Annotated in this window: 10 protein-coding genes; 4 read left to right on the top strand and 6 right to left on the bottom strand. The window is 62.4% G+C overall.

Translation table 11 applies throughout. The features are described 5' to 3' along the window. Positions 1-143 precede the first annotated feature (143 nt). Positions 144-548, bottom strand: a complete 405-nt coding sequence (locus AB4037_RS09405; protein WP_441771324.1) for a MarR family winged helix-turn-helix transcriptional regulator — start codon at positions 546-548, stop codon at positions 144-146. Positions 549-676: 128 nt separating this feature from the next. Here AB4037_RS09405 and AB4037_RS09400 point away from each other — a divergent pair, with 128 nt between their 5' ends. Continuing rightward, the gene (locus AB4037_RS09400; RefSeq protein ID WP_441771323.1) at positions 677-2,512 is read left to right on the top strand and encodes a chloride channel protein; all 1,836 of its coding nucleotides are present in this window, start codon (positions 677-679) and stop codon (positions 2,510-2,512) included. Between the two features lie 142 nt (positions 2,513-2,654). Here AB4037_RS09400 and AB4037_RS09395 read toward each other — a convergent pair whose 3' ends face one another. From AB4037_RS09395 to AB4037_RS09380, 4 genes are all read right to left on the bottom strand, one after another. After that, complete coding sequence (locus tag AB4037_RS09395) at positions 2,655-4,025, bottom strand: glutamine synthetase family protein (protein ID WP_434955045.1); 1,371 nt, start codon at positions 4,023-4,025, stop codon at positions 2,655-2,657. Positions 4,026-4,084: 59 nt separating this feature from the next. Further along, entirely contained in the window at positions 4,085-4,963 is an 879-nt protein-coding gene (locus AB4037_RS09390) for an FkbM family methyltransferase (protein ID WP_441771322.1), read from the bottom strand. Between the two features lie 28 nt (positions 4,964-4,991). Continuing rightward, positions 4,992-5,771: a hypothetical protein gene (locus AB4037_RS09385; protein ID WP_434955047.1), complete on the bottom strand. Its 780-nt coding sequence runs from the start codon at positions 5,769-5,771 to the stop codon at positions 4,992-4,994. Positions 5,772-5,920: 149 nt separating this feature from the next. Next, entirely contained in the window at positions 5,921-6,691 is a 771-nt protein-coding gene (locus AB4037_RS09380) for a hypothetical protein (RefSeq protein WP_441771321.1), read from the bottom strand. A gap of 158 nt (positions 6,692-6,849) precedes the next feature. On the opposite strand from AB4037_RS09380, the gene AB4037_RS09375 reads away from it, so the two are divergent. After that, entirely contained in the window at positions 6,850-7,629 is a 780-nt protein-coding gene (locus AB4037_RS09375) for a hypothetical protein (RefSeq protein WP_441771463.1), read from the top strand. An 869-nt stretch (positions 7,630-8,498) separates the two neighbouring features. Next, the gene (locus AB4037_RS09370; protein ID WP_441771320.1) at positions 8,499-18,896 is read left to right on the top strand and encodes a beta strand repeat-containing protein; all 10,398 of its coding nucleotides are present in this window, start codon (positions 8,499-8,501) and stop codon (positions 18,894-18,896) included. Between the two features lie 65 nt (positions 18,897-18,961). Here AB4037_RS09370 and AB4037_RS09365 read toward each other — a convergent pair whose 3' ends face one another. Next, entirely contained in the window at positions 18,962-19,483 is a 522-nt protein-coding gene (locus AB4037_RS09365) for a MarR family winged helix-turn-helix transcriptional regulator (RefSeq protein WP_441771319.1), read from the bottom strand. Positions 19,484-19,548: 65 nt separating this feature from the next. On the opposite strand from AB4037_RS09365, the gene AB4037_RS09360 reads away from it, so the two are divergent. Then, positions 19,549-20,253: a DUF899 domain-containing protein gene (locus AB4037_RS09360; RefSeq protein ID WP_441771318.1), complete on the top strand. Its 705-nt coding sequence runs from the start codon at positions 19,549-19,551 to the stop codon at positions 20,251-20,253. The last annotated feature ends 106 nt before the right edge of the window (positions 20,254-20,359 follow it).

Here is a 20,359-nt window from a genome sequence, read left to right as displayed (position 1 = left end):
CAGGAATGATTCATTCAAGTCACAGAACGCTTTGCCGAAGCAAGACATCATCGCGTCTGGAGGATTATACGAGCGGGCAGGGTAGGTTCGTTACGCTTCACGCCGATTTGAGGTCGATGCCGCCGCGGATACCGGTCGCGTGATCAGCCGCGGAAGGCCTGCAGGAGCTCGGAAAGCGTCGGTCCGATGGCTGCCAGTTCCTTCAGATGGGTTTCCGATAAGGCCTGCAGCTTCTGTCGGCCTGCCTCGCTGAGCCGCACCAGCACGCGCCGGCCATCGGACGGATCGGCCATGCGTTCGACAAGGCTGAGCTTGCCGAGCCGGTCGACCAGTTCGACGACGCTGTGGTGGCGCAGGATCAGGATCTCGGCCAATTCGCCGATCGAGAGGGCACCGCCCTGCGACAGGCCGGCGATGGCGAGCAAGGCCTGGTGCTGCTGCGAGGTCAGGCCCTCCGCGGCCGCCGCCTCCTCGCTGAAGGCGAGGAATTTGCGCAAGGCATGCCGAAAGCGTGCGAGGGCGGCGTAGTCCGGATCTTGTTGCCGCATAGGGTCCATCGCTCCACGATTCTTCTGTCTGCCGCACTCTCTACGAAAATCCGTTGACTTGCGCAAAATATATCGTATTGCGATATAAAATTCAGCCGGGCCAGGCCCGACAGATGGATATCAGAGACATGACCACTTCGACTCTGGGCACCCCGGGGCATGATGCCGAGGCGGGGACCCGCGGGTTGCCGGCGCGCCTGGGCGACTTCACCACGGACAGGCGGGTGATCCTCCTGATGGCGATCGCCGTTTTTGTCGGCACGGCTGGCGTGGGCGCCGCCTTCGTGCTGCTGCGCCTGATCACGCTGTGCACCAACATCGCCTATTATGGCCGTTTTTCGCTGGAGAGCCTGCCGATCTCCGGTACGCCGCTCGGTTGGGCGGCCGTGTTCGTGCCAGTGATCGGCTGCCTGATCATCGGCCTGATGGCACGCTACGGCTCTGAGAAGATCCGCGGCCATGGCATTCCCGAGGCGATGGAGGCGATCCTGATCGGCAAGAGCCGGATCAATCCCAAGGTGGCGGTGCTGAAGCCGCTGTCCTCGGCCATCTCGATCGGCTCGGGTGGTCCCTTCGGCGCCGAAGGGCCGATCATCATGACGGGCGGGGCCATCGGCTCCCTCATCGCCCAGATGATTCATCTCAGCGCCAATGAGCGCAAGGCGTTGTTGGTCGCCGGCGCCGCGGCGGGCATGACGGCGGTGTTCGGTACCCCGATCGCAGCGGTGCTGCTGGCAATAGAGCTCTTGCTGTTCGAATGGAAGCCTCGCAGCTTCCTGCCGGTGGTGGTCGCGGCCGCCGTGGCAGCCGCGGAACGCGGACTGCTGCTCGACCCCACACCCCTGTTCGGCTTCACCGGGCACATGGCGTTGTCCCTGCCCGGTTTCCTCGGCTGGGTCTTGATGGGCATCGTCGCCGGCGTGGGTTCGGGCGTCCTCACAGCCATGGTCTATGCCAGCGAGGACTTCTTCCATCGTTTGCCGCTGCATTGGATGTGGTGGCCTCTGTTCGGAGGCCTGGCGATCGGCATTGGCGGCCTGTTCGATCCGAGTGCCCTCGGCGTGGGCTACGACAATATCCGCCATCTGCTCTCCGGCGAGATGGCTCTCAAGGCGGTGATCCTGCTCCTGGTGGTCAAGTCCCTGATCTGGTCAATCTCGCTCGGTTCGGGGACGTCCGGCGGTGTCCTCGCGCCCTTGATGATGCTCGGCGGCGCTCTGGGAGCGCTGGCAGGCCTTGTCCTGCCGCAGGCCGATCCGGGTTTCTGGGCCCTGCTCGGCATGGCGGCGATGATGGGCGGCACCATGCGCGCGCCGCTGACTGCGACGCTCTTTGCGGTGGAGCTCACCGGCAATCTCGGCGTACTCCTGCCACTCCTCACGGCCTGCGGCATGGCCTATGCCACCACCGTGCTGACCATGAAGCGTTCCATCCTGACGGAGAAGATCGCTCGTCGTGGCCATCATATTTCGGGCGAGTACCACACCGATCCGTTCGATCTTGCCCGTGTAGCCGATCTGATGGTGCGTGAGGTCGACACGCTACCGGCAGCGATGACGGTGGCGCGGGCGGTTGCCTTCTTCACTGGCGGGGAGCCCCGCCACAAGAGCTATCCGGTCGTCGATGCCGAGCGGCGCGTGGTCGGCATGGTTTCTCGGGGCCATATCCTCGATTGGTCGGTGCATGCCTCGGAGGATGACGACATTCAATCCCTGTCGCTGGAGGAGATACTCGAGGGGCAGGAACTCGAGATCGGCTACGCCGATGAACTCGCCGGCGCGCTCGCCGATCGCATGGCGATTGCCGATATTGGCCGGGTACCGGTGCTTGATCGCAAGAGCGGGACCCTGGTCGGCTTGATGGCGCGCAAGGATCTGCTCCAGGTCAGGGCGCATCGGCGAGCCGAGGAGCACGACCGCGGCGTGATGATCCGGCTAAGAGCCCGGGGCGCGCGGGGGATCTGAGGCCGGCTGGAACGTTCAACCCGCTTGAAGTCATTGCGAGGAGCGGAGCAACGCGGCAATCCAGGCCTTTTGGGATCTGGATCGCTTCGCTCCGCTCGCGATAGCGGTTAACTTTGTTCGCCGATCGGGATGAGGGCGGGTTTCAGAAGAACAGATCGTATTCACGCGGACTCAGCACCGAGAGGAAATCCTCGTGCTGGCCATGGACCAAATGGGCGTAGGTCTCCAGATAGCGCTTGGAGAAATACTCCTTCAACAGGCTCGCCCGCGCCAGCCGGCGCGCGGCTTCGAAGACATCGGCCGGCAGGCCGGGATCGCGCGTGAAGCCGGCATGCTTGCCGACAACGGGCGCATCCGGTTCTAGTTTCCTAGTAATGCCGTAATGGGCGGCGGCGAGGATGGCCGCCAATACCAGATAGGGATTGGCATCCGCACCGGCGACGCGATGCTCGATGCGCCGTCCCGCGCCCTTGTCGGTGGGTATGCGCAGGGCGACGGTGCGGTTATCCTCACCCCATTTGCGATTGACCGGTGCGAACAGTCCGCCGAAGCGGCGGAAGGAATTGTGGTTGGGCGCAAAGAAGGCGAGCGATTCAGGCATCAGGCGCTGCATGCCGGCGATGGCATGGCGGATCGTCTGTTCGCCGGTGGCGGGATTGGCGAAGATGTTGCGGCCTTCGGCATCGGCGAGACTGACATGCACATGCAGGCCCGATCCCGCCTCGTCCTCATAGGGTTTGGCCATGAAGGTGGCGTCCCAGCCTTCGGCACGGGCGGTACCGCGGATCAGTCTTTTCAGCAGCACGGCGTGATCACCGGCGAGCATGGCATCATCAGTATGATGCAGATTGGTCTCGAACTGGGCCACACCCATCTCGGCGATGATGCTGCCCATCGGCACATTCTGCGCCCGCGCCGCATCATCGGCCTTCGCCGACCACAGTGCCACTTCCTCCAGCGTCAGCACCGACAGGTTGGTCGGCGGACCGAGCGGCCGGCCGGTGCGCTTGAGGATGGGTGGGCGGATGCGGCCATCGGCCTCGCGAGTGCCGTCGGTGAGGAAGAACTCGTATTCGCAAGCAACGGTGGGATGGAGCCCGTCGGCAGCGAGGCGGGCGAGGATGGTCTTAAGCAGGTGGCGCGGATCGGTCCATAACGGTTCGCCCGAAACGGCATAGGAGATGTCGAGCATGACCTGCGCCGTCGGCACGGCTGCCCAGGGCATCGGCTTGAGCGTGCCTGGTATCGGCACGCCCTTGGCATCCGGGTCGCCATCGTCCCAGCCGATGCCGCCGGAGCCATAGCCGTCATGCCTGGCATCGAGCACATAGGGCGCGGCGGAAAAGCCCATGCCGGAACGGTAGAGGCTGTCGATCTCCTCGATCGGCAGGCGCTTGCCAAAACCATAGCCGGTCAAATCGGGGGTAAAGGCTTCGATGAAGCGGGTATCGGGATGGGCGGCAAGAAAAGCGGCGACTTCGGGGTGACGGGAAGCGCTGGTGTCGGCGGGCATGGGGAGGGGTCTCACTGATGCTCCACAGAACGCGCCCGCCGCTGTGTCGTCAAGCCCTCTCAGGCGGAGGTAGAGGGGCGCGCCGCCTCCAGCAGTGCGGTGTAGCGGGCGAGCGCGTCCTGCGGCAGGGCGCCGCGCCGGCACAGCAGGTCGATGCAGCGGCCGCAGAGCTCGATGCTGCCATAGCAATATTGAGCCAGCAGACACAGATGCTTGAGCTGCTCGTCGGTCATGGCATCCGGATCGACGAAATCCCGGACATAGACGATATCGGCCTCCAGCAGCTGGTTGGCGGCCGGCGTCCAGTTCTCCGGTCTGACATAGGGCGCCATCGGGCTGAACTTCACCGCCTTGAAGCAATGCGGCACGAAACCCTGCGAGCGCAGTTCGGTGTCGATCTCCCCGAAGCCCGGCTGGTTCTCGTAGAGGGCGATGAAGGAGATCTCGGTCTGGACGGCCACGGCCGAGCGCAGTTTCTCGCGGCCGTTCTGGAATACCGCGAGCTCGGCGCCCTGCACGTCGATCTTGAGCATGTCGATCTCCGGGAGCACCGAGAGATCGTCGAGGCGGGTGGTGCGCACGGGAATGCGGCCGATCACCTCCGCATTGGGCTTGAAATAGGAAAACACCTTGAGCGCGGCCTGGCGCGGGGTAAGCAGGCTGCTCCAGCCCGAATAGGCGCACAGATTGAGATAGGCCTCGCTGCCGTCGCCGATGGCGTGGGGCAGATAATTCTCATTGGGCCCCTTGGTTGCCTCCAGCCTGGCCAGCGCCTCGGCCTGCGGCTCGAAACCGGTGAGCCGGGCGAGGCCTGCCGCCAGCATCGACTTATAGGGCGGCTCCCCATCGATGGGATTGGCGCCGATATCGACGATATGGGTGCGGCGCACCGGGCCGAGAAGCTCGACGAGGGGCGCCGTCATGGCATAGTCCGGCATTCGTGCTCCTCGCCGTCTCGATGCGGCTCTACCAGTGCCCCTGCTGCTTCAGGCTGGTCTCGACATCGCCGACATAATTGTACTGGCCCAGATGCTGCAGCTTGGATTGGGAATCGACCCAGACCTTGCCGCCGATGTCGCGCCAGCGCCGGCAAAAGGCATAGTCTTCCGACAGATAGCGCCCGGAATCGGGATCGACCATGCAGTCGAAGAACAGCCAGTGCAGCGGCTTGAGCGGATTGTCGGGGGGGCCGTCCGGCGTGTAGTTGAGATGGGGATAGGCCTGCATCAGCTTGGGGAAGACATGGCGCTTGATCACCATGAAGCCGGTGGGCGCCTCCGAGACCTCGATGAAGCCTTCATCGTCGACATGCTGGCCGATCGGCGTCTTGCCGTGGTCGACGGGATTGAAGGCATAACGGGCGAAGCGGATTTCCATCTCGTCCTTGGTCAAGCCGCCCGGCAAAGGATCGGGCCAGGCCAGCGACTTGATCGGATAGACCCCGCCGGCCACGTCGCGATCGGCGAGCAGCAGGCGGACCACCTGCTGGGTGGTGAAGGAAATGTCGGAATCGATCCAGAACAGATGCGTATAGGACTCGTCCTGCATGAACTTCAGCACGACCATATTGCGTCCGCGTGTGATCAGGCTCTCCGAATGCATGTGCAGCACGGTCTTCAGGCCAAGCTGCGTGGCATCGCAGGCCAGGCTATACATGCTGACCACATAATTCATGCTGACGGCAGAGATATAGCAGGGCGTTGCGAACAACACCTTCATCGACTGGAGCGCGGAAATATCGAGCATGACCTGCTTTTCTATTGAGGCCTGATGGTGCGCCGGATGGCGAGGGAAGCGGCGCGTTCGGCGATTAGAGCAGGTTGGAAACCCGAATCAAGCCATTCCCTTCGGTCATGCACAGCCGGTCCGCGGGAAGCTTTCCCGCGTGCTCGGGCTCATTTCGGCGGCTGGGCCGTTGGCAGGATTTCCGAGCTTGGCGGCGTGACCGGGACGGCATGCGGCACGATGGCGTCCGGCGCCGGCGACGGTTCGGGGACCGGCACAGGTGCAGGCCCGGGAGCCGGTGACGACGGCGTCTGCGCGACAGGTACGGGACCGAAACTGGAATCGACGGAGACGGCGATGCAGGTCTTGTTCACGCCCGGCAGCAGGAAGATGCGCTTGCCGTTGCGGTCGATCATGATCTGAGTGTTGAGAATGGGGATCGGGCTGGCACCAGTCGAGCGCATATAGGTCTGCGCGGTGGCGCAATCGCTGGCAAGCGGAAAGACCTGCACCGTCACCCCGTCGCAACTGCCCGATGGCGTTGGCGTGGCGATGATGGCGGCCAGGCCGTTGGCCGGCGTTACTTCCGGCCGGTCGATGACGGCGACGCTCTGGAACACATGCTGGGCGGGAGCCTGGCGGTTCCAGCCCGATTGCACGTCATATTTGCTGTTGAGCGAGCCGCGTGACATCTGGTCGACCAGGTTGATGCAGGACGTCGTCCCGAACTGGCGGATCTGCTGCACGGGCAGCGGCGGCTCCGGCAGCACCACCGGGGTCGGCAGCGCAGGGGCCGGTTTGGCGGGCTGCTTTACGGCTGGCTTGTGCTTTCTGGCCGGTTTGGGCGCCGGTTGATCCTGCGCCATGGCCGGGATCGGTAGACACATTTCGAGGCCGCCTGCGGCCAAGGCGACGAGAAGGCAACCGACACGAACGCGCATTGTTTCTTTCCGTAACGTTGTCGAACCGAAGGACGCGGCGGCGGCGCCATCATGCTCGACCATCTGCTGCCGTCACATGTATCGGGTCTCGGCTGGCGTGGATAGATTGAAACATGCGGGGTGACAGGCACGAGGAAATCTGTGAAAGCTTGATCATTGTGCCCCTCTCCAACGAGACCTCGATCCTCATGAAATTTGGTGTATCGCAGAGAAAAGCGGCCTGCCGGAGGCATTCTTCTCCTTTCACACGCGTCGGCCTGCTTGCCCTCGCCGTTGCGGCCGGCCTGGCTCTGCCTGCCATGGCCCAGCAGCAGCCAGTGCCCACTCCGGCCATGCCGGCGCCTGCAAATGCGGCACCTGCCAGCCCGCAGGTGATGAATCTCGACTCCAAGACCGTTCTGATGCTGGTACGCTCCACCCTGATAGCGCTCGATCAGGCCAACAAGACCGGCAATTACTCGGTGCTGCGCGATCTCGGCTCGCCTGGATTCCAGCGTGAGAACAGCGATGCCAAACTGGCCGAGGTCTTCGCCGGCCAGCGCAAGGCGGGGCTGGATCTGGCGGCGGCGCTGGTGCTCGAGCCGACGATCACCCTCGCTCCCCAGGTTGAGAAGAACGGGTTGCTCCACCTCGCGGGTTTCTTTCCGGTGAATGGCGACACGAAGCTGACTTTCGAGCTGCTCTTCCAGGGGGGCGATCGGCGTTTGCTCGTCGATGGGCTCAGCGTCAACATCGCGCAGGCGGGTGCGTCGCCCTCGGCCGGCGGACCGAACGCAGCGCAGATACCAGTGTCGCCGCCGGCGGAAGCGTCGCCGGCCGCCGCCGCTCCCGCGACGCCCGCACCAGCGGCTGCGCCGGAAGCCAAGCCGAAACCGAAACCCAAGCCGAAACCCAAACCCAAGCCGAAGCCGGAGCCTGATCCGGCTTCGATCCAATAGATCTTGCGAGAGGGCGGCTTTCGGGCCGCCCTTTTTCTTTGTCGCGGTTCAAATCCGGAAGTTCTCGATTGCTGCCTGGGCCTGGTCGGCCTTTCTGGTGCCTGTTGACTGACTTGTTGACGCAAGGCGCGTGCCGGGCTGGCGGCATCCGATTTTTTCGCCTTGTTGCTTGTTCGCAACAGTCCCCGGGGGCTGCGAGGCCTGCTCAATAGGCTTAATCCCTTCGAATTAGGGATGCCCTCCATCTCGCTTGTGGCAGGCTAGCTATTCAGGAAAGCATTCCTGGTCAACCAGGTGACCCAGAATTTCGCGTGTGCATCTCATCGTATCGCCTAAATGTATTTGCGTGATTTGGTTAAATTAAAATTACGTCAAGCATCCTTTGTTATGTTTTTAATACTAAATTTTAAAAATTGTAAATCGATTTACTGATTTATTTTCTTTATTCGATCATAAATAATCTTAAATATTTTTATCATTTTTTTTGAAATTTTTATCCCAATAATTTCATATATACTCTAGGGAATACTCCTTTGGAATTATAATAATTCGGCATGGAAATCGTTTTCTCGAATAAAATTAATTTATAAATTTGTTTAAAGGTAAAAAGATACTTCACTTAGTGTTTTAGTCTGTATTTACACGTCTACGTAATCGAGGGTATTAGCTAAGAACGCGCGGGATTCTTTGCCCTGACGCTACGGCTGTCGGCTATTCCTAAAGGGGTACCCGAGGTCGGGGGATCAAGTATTCGAAGCATGAATCGTTGCCCGGGAAACGGGAATCCCTAGGTCAACTGCTATCAGGGCCGTCTTCGGAAGGGACGGCTTTGCCTGCAAGACGCGACGTTCAAGACAGACCGGGGGCCCATGCCGAACCACGACAGCCTTCATCTCGCCAAGCATGTCCATCGCAGCCTGCGCCGGCGCATCCATGCCGTTTTGCGCATGGCGCATCGTTGTATGGGCATGCGAAACAAGAGACTGGGTGTCGGCTCCTTGACGACGGGCGGGAGCGTGCCGTGCGGGATATCTGTTGTCGCGCAGGCTTCCGGCGGCGCAGTGAGCGGCTACTACAAGTTTCTGCTCGCATCGACTGCCCTCGCTGTCTTAGGTGTCGTCGGCCTGAGCCCGGACAAGGCCTGGGCACAGTTGTCTTGCAGTACCGTCAATACGGCAATCGGCTCGATCCCGGCCCAGAACACCATGCGGTGTTCTCCGAGCACCGGACAGGCTCTGCAGATCATCTCCAATCAGGACGGTGCACAGGGCGCGACGCCCGAAGATCTGGTCCTGGGCGGCGGCGGAAATACGGGGACAGCCGGCATCGCCCAATTCTTCCGTGGCGGCATCGACAACAGCAACAACGTCTTCATCCAACTCGGTGATCCGAACCGCCAAGCGACGACATTCAATGTCTATGCCAATCAGATGGCGATCGGCATGGGGGCAAACGCCGTCCAGAATTCCTTCGCGATCGGCGTCAACTCCAATGCATCGGTTGCCAGCGCTTCGGCGATGGGATTCGGCGCCAATGCAAGCGTGGCCAATGCGATTGCGATCGGAACCAATTCGGTCGCCAACATCGCGAACTCCGTCGCTCTCGGTTCCGGTTCGACAACGGCAGCGGTCGTCAACACGACGGGTGCCACGATCAACGGCAAGGCTTATAGCTTCGCAGGCACGAGCCCGATCGGCACGGTGAGCGTTGGCGCCACTGGCAAGGAGCGCACGATCACCAATGTCGCGGCAGGCCAGATCAGCGGTACCTCCACCGATGCGGTGAACGGCTCGCAGCTCTTCGCCACCAACCAGGCGGTGAACGCGATCGGCACTTCGGTGACCACGATCGGCAGCAACGTCAACAATCTTGGGAATTCGGCAGCCTCGACCATCGGTGGCGGCACGACCTTCAACACCGCGACCGGCACGCTGTCGGGCTTCAGCCAGAATATCAATCCGGTCAGCAACACCGGCGCGGTCGGTGCGGCGGCGGCGCAGACCACGGTCGCCGGTGCCCTGAACCAGTTGAACACCAACACCTCCAATTTGGCCAATGTCGCGGTCAAATACGATGCTCCCGGCGGCAACAAGATCACGCTCGGCGCCACGGGTGGCGTGGGAGCTCCGGCCGGCGGCGTGACGATCACCAACCTGGCCAATGGCGCGGTAACGGCTGCTTCCACCGACGGAGTCAATGGCTCTCAGCTCTTTGCCGTGCAGCAGACAGCCAACAAGGGCTGGAATGCCAATACGGGTGCGGTTGCCGGCAGCACCGGCACGGCTTCCGGCAGTGCGCTCACCAATATCGTGCCAGGCGGCACCGTGACCTATCAGGCCGGCAACAACATCGCGATCACGCAGACCGGCAGCACCATCGCCATCGCCACCTCGATGACGCCCACCTTCACCAGCGTCACGGCCGGCAATTCCACGCTCAACACCACAGGCCTGACCATCACGGGTGGTCCGAGCGTGACCACGGCCGGCATCAACGCCGCCAGCAAGGCGATCACCAATGTGGCCAACGGCGTGGCTGCCAATGATGCGGTCAATGTCAGCCAGTTGCAGGCGGTGGGCAACAATGCCAATGCCGGCTGGAACCTGTCGACCAATGGCGCGACAGGCGCCAAGAGCAATGTCGGCCCCGGCGGCACGGTGGATTTCAGCAACACCGACGGCAATGTCGTGATCGCCCACACCGGTCCGAACGCGACCTTCAACCTGGCGAGCAATCTCAATATCGCCAGCAGCATCACCGTCGGCAATTCCAAGCTCGACACCACCGGCCTGACCATCACCGGCGGGCCGAGCGTGACGACGGCCGGCATCAATGCCGCCAGCAAGGCAATCACCAATGTCGCCGCCGGTACCAATGCCACCGATGCGGTCAATCTGGGTCAGCTCAACACTGTCTTCACCTCGGTGACGAACCTGGGCAACAACGTCAACAATCTAGGCAATTCGACAGCCTCGACGATTGGCAGCGGCACCAAATATGATCCGGCGACCGGCACACTGTCCGGCTTCAGCCAGAACATCACCGCCGTCGACAACAAGGGCAACGCGGCGGCTGCACCGACGGCGACGACGACGGTGGGCGCTGCGCTGACGCAGCTCGACAAGAATACGAGCAATCTCGCCAACGCCGCGGTGAAGTATGACGATCCGCTGACGAAGAACAGCATCACCCTCGGCAATGCCGGCACGCCCGTGACCATCGGCAACGTCGCCAATGGCATTGCCGCCAATGACGCGGTGAACGTCAGTCAGTTGACCGCCGTCAGCACCATTGCCAACAAGGGCTGGAACGCCAATACGGGCACAGTGGCGGGCAGCACCGGCACGGCTTCCGGCAGTGCCTCGACCAAGATCGCCCCCGGCGACACCGTAACCTATCAGGCCGGCAACAACATCGCGATCACCCAGACCGGCAACACCATCGCCATCGCCACTTCGATGACGCCGACCTTCACCAGTGTGACAGCGGGCGGCAACAAGCTCGATGCCAGCGGTTTGACGGTCGGTAACACCACGGTGACGACGACCGGCCTGACCATCACCGGCGGGCCGAGCGTAACCACGGCCGGCATCAACGCTGCCAGCAAGGCGATCACCAATGTCGCCGCCGGCACCAACGCCACCGACGCGGTCAATCTGAGCCAGCTCAACACTGTCTCGACCTCGGTGACGAACCTGGGCAACAACGTCAATAATCTCGGCAATTCGACGGCCTCGACCATTGGCGGCGGCACGACGTTCAACACCTCGACCGGCACGTTGTCTGGCTTCAGCCAGGGCATCAAGGCTGTTGATGCCAAAGGCAATGCGGCGGCGGCTGCCACCAACTTCACCACGGTGGCCGGCGCGTTGACGCAGCTCGACGCCAACACCACCAATCTTTCAAACGCCGCGGTGAAGTATGACGACCCGGCGACCAAGACCAAGATCACCCTGGGCAATGCCGGCACTCCGGTAACCATCGGCAATGTCGCCAATGGCGTGGCGGCCAATGACGCCGTCAATGTCAGCCAGTTGCAGGCGGTGGGCAACAATGCCAATGCCGGCTGGAATCTGTCGACCAATGGCGCTACGGGCGCCAAGAGCAATGTCGGCCCTGGCGGGACGGTCGATCTGAGCAACAATGACGGCAATGTCGTCATCGCCCATAGCGGCCCGAACGCGACCTTCAACCTGGCGAGCAATCTCAATATCGCCAGCAGCATCACCGTCGGCAATTCCAAGCTCGACACCACCGGCCTGACCATCACGGGCGGTCCAAGCGTGACGACGGCCGGCATCAACGCTGCGAGCAAGGCGATCACCAATGTCGCCGCCGGCACCAATGCTACCGACGCAGTCAATCTCAGCCAGCTCAACACCGTCTCCACCTCGGTGACGAACCTGGGCAACAACGTCAACAATCTCGGCAATTCGACAGCCAGCAATCTCGGCGGTGGCTCGACCTACAATTCGACGACGGGCACGGTAAGCGCGCCGAGCTACAATATCGGCGGCACCACCTACAACAATGTCGGCAACGCCTTCAACGCGGTGAATACCAGCGTGACCGCGCTGCAGACGGACGCCTTGCAGTGGAACAAAACGCTCGGCGCCTATGATGCCAGCCATGGCAGCGGCTCGCCGCAGAAGATCACCAATGTCGCCAATGGCGCGGTGACGTCGACATCCACCGATGCGGTCAACGGCCAGCAGCTTTTCGACGTGCAACAGACGGCCAACAAGGGCTGGAACGCCAATACCGGAGCGGTTGCCGGCAGTACGGGCACGGCTTCGGGCAGCGCGTCGACCAAGATCGCCCCCGGCGACACCGTAACCTACCAGGCCGGCAACAACATCGCGATCACCCAGACCGGCAACACCATCGCCATCGCCACTTCGATGACGCCGACCTTCACCAGTGTGACGGCGGGCGGCAACAAGCTCGATGCCGGCGGTTTGACGGTCGGTAACACCACGGTGACGACGACCGGCCTGACCATCACGGGTGGTCCGAGCGTGACCACGGCCGGCATCAACGCTGCGAGCAAGGCGATCACCAATGTGGCTGTCGGCACCAATGCCACCGACGCGGTCAATCTGAGCCAGCTCAACAGTGTCTCGACCTCGGTGACGAACCTGGGCAACAACGTCAACAATCTCGGCAACTCGACGGCCTCTACCATCGGCAGCGGCACCAAATATGATCCGGCGACCGGTACACTGTCGGGCTTCAGTCAGAACATCACCGCCGTCGACAACAAGGGCAACGCGGCGGCTGCACCGACGGCGACGACGACGGTAGGCGCTGCGCTGACGCAACTCGACACCAACACGACCAACCTTGCCAATGCCGCGGTCAAGTATGACGACCCGGCGACCAAGTCCAAGATCACGCTCGGCGGGGCCGGCGGCACCACCATCGGCAATCTCGCTAATGGCATTGCCGCCAATGACGCTGTGAATGTCAGCCAGTTGCAGGCGGTTGGCAACAACGCCAATGCCGGCTGGAACCTGTCGACCAATGGCGCGACAGGCGCCAAGAGCAATGTCGGCCCCGGCGGCACGGTGGATTTCAGCAACACCGACGGCAACATCGTCATCGCCCATAACGGCCCGAACGCAACTTTCGATCTCGCCTCCAATTTGAAGATCGCCAGCAGCCTGTCGGTCGGCGCCGTCACCATCAACACCTCAAGCGTGGTGGTGGGCGCCTCCAAGCTCGACGCGGCCGGCTTGAGCATCACGGGCGGTCCGAGCGTAACCACCGCTGGCGTCGATGCGGGCGGCAAGAAGGTCACCAATGTTGCCAATGGCGATGTGACGGCAACCTCGACCGATGCGATCAATGGTTCGCAATTGTTCGGTGTCGTCAGCAACGCCACCGCCAACGCGGTGCAATATGACGATGCGACCAAGACCAAGATCACCCTCGGCGGTGTCGGTGCGACCCAGCCGACCCAGATCACCAACCTTGCCAATGGTGCGGTGGTCGCGGGTTCTACCGACGCGGTCAATGGCTCGCAGCTCTATGACGTGCAGCAGACCGCCAACAAGGGCTGGAACCTGACTGCCAATGGCGCCGATTCTTCCAACGTTGCGCCCGGCGGCACGGTCGACCTCAACAATACCGACGGCAATCTCGCTATCACCAAGACTGGCAACGCCGTCACCTTCAACCTGTCCAAGGACGTCACGGTCGACACCCTGACGGCGGGTAATTCCAAGCTCGATACCAACGGCCTGACCATCACCGGCGGCCCGAGTGTGACTTCGGCCGGCATTAATGCTGCCAGCAAGGCGATCACCAATGTGGCCGCCGGCACCAACGCCACCGACGCGGTCAATCTGGGGCAGCTGAACACCGTCTCCACCTCGGTGACCAACCTGGGCAACAACGTCAACAATCTGGGCAATTCGACCGCCTCGACCCTTGGCGGCGGCACGACCTATGATCCCAATACGGGTACATTGACAGGCTTCAATCAGAACATCACGGCGGTCGACGGTAAGGGCAATGCGGCCGGTGCGCCGACCAAGTACACCACGGTGTCCAACGCGCTGACGCAGCTCGACACCAACACGACCAATCTCGCCAATGCCGCGGTGAAGTATGACGACCCCACGAGCAAGACCAAGATCACGCTGGGCGGCATCGGGGCTGGCGATCTCACCCTGATCACCAACCTCGCCAAGGGCAATATCAGCGCGACCTCGACCGACGCGGTGAACGGCAGCCAGCTTTACGGCGTGTCGAATTCGGTCGCCAACAATTTCGGCGGTGGCTCGGTAGTGAATCCGGACGGCACGGTGAGCGCGCCGAGCTATAATATCTCGGGCAACACCTACAACAATGTCGGTAACGCACTTTCGGCCCTGGATACTACGGCGAACAAGGGGTGGAATGCCAATACCGGCACGGTTGCCGGCAGCACCGGTACGGCCACGGGAAGCGGCTCGACCAAGATCGCTCCCGGCGATACGGTGACCTACCAGGCCGGCAACAACATCGCGCTGACCCAGACCGGGAACACCATCGCCATCGCCACTTCGATGACGCCAACCTTCGACAGCGTCACGGCGGGCGGCAACAAGCTGGACTCCTCCGGTCTGACGGTCGGCAACACCACGGTGACCACCAATGGGCTGACCATCGCGGGCGGGCCAAGCGTGACCACGGCCGGCGTTGATGCGGGGAGCAAGGCGATCACCAATGTGGCCGCCGGCACGAATGCGACGGACGCGGTCAATCTGGGCCAGCTCAACACCGTCTCCACCTCGGTGACCAACCTGGGCAACAACGTCAACAATCTGGGCAATTCGAGCGCCTCTACCATTGGCAGCGGCACGACCTACGATCCCAACACCGGCACGCTGTCCGGCTTCAGCCAGAATGTCACGGCCGTCGACAACAAGGGTGACGCTGCCGGAGCACCAACCAACTACACCACGGTCGGCGGCGCGCTGACGCAGCTCGACACCAACACGACCAATCTCGCCAATGCCGCGGTGAAGTACGACGACCCGGCAGTGAAGGACAGGATCACCCTGGGCAATGCCGGCACGCCGGTGACCATCGGCAACGTCGCGAACGGCGTGGCCGCCAATGATGCGGTCAATGTCAGCCAGCTGCAGGCGGTGGGCAACAATGCCAATGCCGGCTGGAACCTGTCGACGGGCGGCGATACGGCGGGCAAGAGCAATGTCGGGCCCGGTGGCACGGTGGATCTGAGTAACACCGACGGCAATATCGTCATCGCCCATAACGGCCCGAACGCGACCTTCGATCTCGCCAAGAGCATCACCCTGGACAGCGTTACGGCAGGCGGCAATACGCTTGACGCCACTGGCCTCACGGTGGGGGGCACCACGGTAACAACCACGGGCCTGACCATCGCGGGCGGGCCGAGCGTGACGACGGCCGGTATCAACGCGGCGAGCCAGAAGATCACCAATCTCGCCGATGGCAGCGATCCCAACGACGCGGTGAACTTCAGCCAGCTCAACACTGTCGCCACGTCGGTGACGAATCTCGGCAACAACGTCAACAATCTGGGCAGCACAACGGTCTCGACCATCGGCGGCGGGGCGACTTACGATCCGACCACCGGCAAGATCGCGAACTTCAGTCAGAACATCACGGCCATCGACGGGAAGGGCAATATCGGGGCCACGACCCCGCAGACTACTGTGGCCGGCGCGCTGACACAGCTCGACACCAACACGACGAACCTGTCGAACGCGGCCGTCAAATATGACGACCCGACCAAGAAGGACACCATCACGCTGGGCAATGCCGGCACGCCGGTGACCATCGGCAATGTCGCCAATGGCGTTGCCGCCAATGATGCCGTCAATGTCAGTCAGCTCGATGCGGTGAACCAGACGGCCAACAAGGGCTGGAACCTCAGCACCAACAACGGCACGACCACCAGCAACGTAGCGCCTGGAGGCACGGTCGATCTCAACAACACCGACAAGAACATCGTGATCACACAGGCCGGGTCGAACGCGACGTTCAACCTGGCTTCCGATGTAAAGATCGCCAACAGCCTGTCGGTTGGCGCCGTGACCATCGATACCAGCAGCGTGGGGGTCGGCGCCTCCAGGCTCGATGCGACGGGGCTGACCATCGCGGGCGGTCCGAGCGTGACCGTCAATGGTGTGGACGCCGGCAACAAGGCGATCACCAATGTCGCAGCAGGCACCAACGTCACCGATGCGGTGAATGTCGGCCAGTTGCAGACGGTCAGCAACGCCGCCAACAATCTGGGCAATTCGGTCGCCAGCAATCTCGGCGGCGGCTCGACCTATGACCCGACCACCGGCACGGTGAGTGCGCCGAGCTACACTATTGGCGGCACGGACTACAACAATGTCGGCAATGCCTTCAACGCGGTGAACACCTCAGTGACGGCCTTGCAGACAGATGCCCTGCAATGGAACTCGGCACTGGGTGCCTATGACGCCAGCCATGGCAGTGGCTCGCCGCAGAAGATCTCCAATGTCGCCAACGGCGTCGCTCCGAACGATGTGGTGAACCTCAGCCAGCTGGATGCTGTAAACCAGACCGCCAACAAGGGCTGGAACCTCACCGCCAACGGCGCCAATTCGTCCAATGTCGCTCCGGGCGATACGGTGGACCTCAACAACACCGACGGCAATATCGCCATCACCAAGTCGGGCAACGCGGTTACCTTCAACCTTGCCAGCGATGTCACCATCGCCAACAGCCTGACGATCGGGGCCGCCAAGATCGACACGACCGGCCTTGTCATTGATGGCGGCCCGAGCGTGACCACCAGTGGCATCGATGCCGGCGGCAAGAAGATCACCAATGTCGCCAAGGGCGACGTGTCGACGACCTCCACCGATGCGGTCAACGGCTCGCAAATCTTCAGCCTGGGCAATTCGGTGGCGAGCGGCCTCGGCGGTGGCTCGAGCTTCGATCCCGGCAGCGGCACGGTGATCACCAGCCTGAACTATGGCGGCAGCACCTTCACCTCGGTGCAGAGCGTGCTCGACAAGATCGGCGGCTCCATCAATGGCGGCGGCATCAAATATTTCCATGCCAATTCGACGGGGCCGGATTCCGTCGCGTCCGGCACGGATTCGGTTGGTATCGGTCCGCGTTCCGTGGCGAGCGGCGACAGTTCCGTTGCCATGGGCAATGGCGCTCAGTCGAGCGGCAAGAATGCGATCGCTACCGGTACCCTAGCCAGCGCAAGCGCGGACAATGCAATCGCCACCGGCAATGCCGCCGAGGCGAGCGGAGCATCCTCGGTTGCCACGGGTAATGGTGCGAAGTCGAGTGGCGAGAGCTCGATTGCGACCGGCACCGGGGCAGAGGCCAGCGGCAACAATTCGATGGCATCGGGTACCGGCGCGAAGGCCAGTGCCGATGGTGCGATAGCGAGCGGCAATGGGGCCGAGGCCGGTGGCACGGATTCCATCGCGACCGGCACGGGCAGCAAGGCGACGCAGGCCAACTCGGTCGCCATGGGTACGGGCGCCGATACTTCCGGCGGGCAGGCCGGCGACGTGGCGCTGGGTGCGGGCTCGAAAACCTCGACCGTGGTGCAGACGAAGAGCGGCACGGTCAACGGGACGACCTATGATTATGCGGGCGGTTCGCCGACCAGTACCGTCAGCGTCGGCTCGGCGGGCAATGAGCGTACGGTGACCAATGTGGCCGCAGGCCAGGTGACCGCGACCTCGACCGATGCCGTCAACGGTTCGCAGCTCTATGCCACCAATCAGGAGATCGGCAAGGTCGGTCAACAGGTTGCCAATCTGGCCGAGAATGCCGTGCAATATGATGCGGGTACCGACAAGGGCAGCATCACCTTAGGTGGCAAGAACGGTACGACTATCACCAATGTCGCAAACGGGGCGGTAAACGCAGGATCCTCGGATGCGGTGAATGGCTCGCAGCTCTACGACGTGCAGCAGACTGCCAATAAGGGCTGGAATCTGAGCACAGCTGGCGACACGGCGAATGCAAGCAAGGTTGCGCCAGGAGCGACGGTCGATTTCAGTTCCGACAACAACATGGTGGTCACCAAGACGGTTACCCAGACCGGCGACGTCAACGTGCAATATGCTTTGGCCAAAGACATCAAGGTGGACAGTGTCACGGCGGGCGGGAACACGCTAGACAAGACCGGCCTGACGGTTGGTGGCACGACGGTGACCTCGAATGGTGTCAGCATCGCGAATGGCCCGAGCATGACCGTAGACGGCATAAATGCTGCCGGCAAGAAAATCACCAACGTTGCCGCAGGTACGGCTGCAACAGATGCTGTGAACTTTGGCCAGTTGACGAGTTCCGCGCAATCCGTTGCGGATGCTCTGGGCGGTGGTTCCACGGTCAACCCGGATGGGACGGTCAAGTTACCCAACTATACGGTCGGCGGAAACAGCTACACTAATGTCGGCGGCGCTATCACTGCCCTCGACAAGCGTATCGACAGCATCGGCGGCAACATCGCCAATCTGCAGAGCCAGGTGTCCAACAATCTCAAGGAAGCCCGGCAGGGCATTGCCTCTGCCATGGCGGCCTCGGCCCTGCGCTATGACGACAGGCCGGGCAAGGTCTCGGTTGCCGGTGGCATGGCGGTCTATCATCGTCAGGTCGGCATGGCCGCGGGCCTGGGCTGGACTTCGGAGGATGCCAAGTGGCGCGCCAATGTCGCCGGCACCTATTCGCCCGGTGGACGCAAGCCTGATTTCGGCGTGATGGGCGGCCTGTCCTACACCTTCAACTGAGGCGACAGACATCGGACGTCTCTGACCGAGGCCCTGGGCAACCGGGGCCTTTGTCGTGTCATGGGTCAACCGAGAGCGGCGAGATCCTGCCTCAGGCGGATGGCGTGGCCGTCGGGCATCCCGGCCTCGAGGCGGGCATGGCTGTCCTGCCAGATCGGTATGGCCCGGGCGAGGAGCTGCTTTCCAGCCTGCGTCAGCGCCAGCAGGCGCGAACGCCGGTCCACGGGATCGCGCATCACCTGCACCAGGCCACGGGCTTCGAGCCGCTTGAGCGCGGCGGTGAGGGTGGTGCGATCCATGGCCAGAAGTGCCGCCACAGGGCCCATCGGTGGGGGGGAGGGGCGGTTGAGCGCCATCAGCAGCGAAAACTGGCTGTTGGTCAGCCCCAGCGGCCGCAAGGCATCGTCGAAGCGGCGCGCCAGCGTTCGCGCTGCCCGCTGCACATGCAGGCATAGGCAGGTATCGCGCACGATCAGGGTCGTTGCAAAAGCAACCAGAGGTTGCGGCTCGCAGTCCGAAGCGGGAGGCTCTTCGGCATCGAGCCCTATCTTGGAGGAGAACCGCTCATGGGAAAGGTGTTTTGACATGATCTAATAATGTTGATATCAACCTATTTAGTCAAGCAATACAAATCCGAGCGAGGGAGGTCGACATGCCGGCCCATTCAGTCGTGTCCCGGGAAGAGTGGCTGACGGCGCGCAAGGCGCTTCTGATCAAGGAAAAGGAGGCGACGCGGGCGCGCGATCGCCTCAATGCCGAGCGCATGGCTCTACCCTGGGTCAAACTCGACAAGGCCTATCTGTTCGACACGCCCGAGGGGCGGCGCACGCTGGCGGAGTTGTTCGACGGGCGCAGCCAGTTGATCGTCTATCATTTCATGCTGGGCCCCGATTGGAAGGCTGGCTGCCCCGGCTGCTCCTTCCTGGCGGATCATCTCGACGGCGCCCTGGCTCATCTCAACCATCACGACGTCACGCTCACGGCCGTCTCGCGCGCGCCGCTGGAGAAGATCGAGGCCTATAAGGCGCGCATGGGGTGGCGTTTCCCCTGGGCTTCGGCCTTCGGCAGCGATTTCAACTTCGACTATCACGTCTCCTTCAGCCGGGAGGACCTGGCGGGCGAAGAGATCACCTATAATTTCACCAGCCAGCCGAGTGCCCAGGGCCATGACGAACTGCCCGGGCTGAGCGCCTTCTACAAGGATGAGCAGGGCAAGGTGTTTCACACCTATTCGAGCTATGCCCGTGGTCCGGAGGAACTGATCGGCACCCTGATGATCCTCGACCGGGCGCCCAAGGGGCGCAACGAGGCGACCACCATGGATTTCGTGCGCCGGCACGACGAATACCAGGACTAAAGCGTTTTGCGATGAGACGGCGTCACCAAGAATCGCAAAGACGCTCCAGCCAATCCGTTGGATTGGCTTGGAAACAAAGAGCTGGAGCAAAGCGTGTTCAGTCATG

The organism is Labrys sp. KB_33_2 (genome assembly GCF_052114505.1).
Classification (GTDB): Bacteria; Pseudomonadota; Alphaproteobacteria; order Rhizobiales; family Labraceae; genus Labrys.
This window is presented reverse-complemented; position numbering and strand designations above follow the sequence as displayed.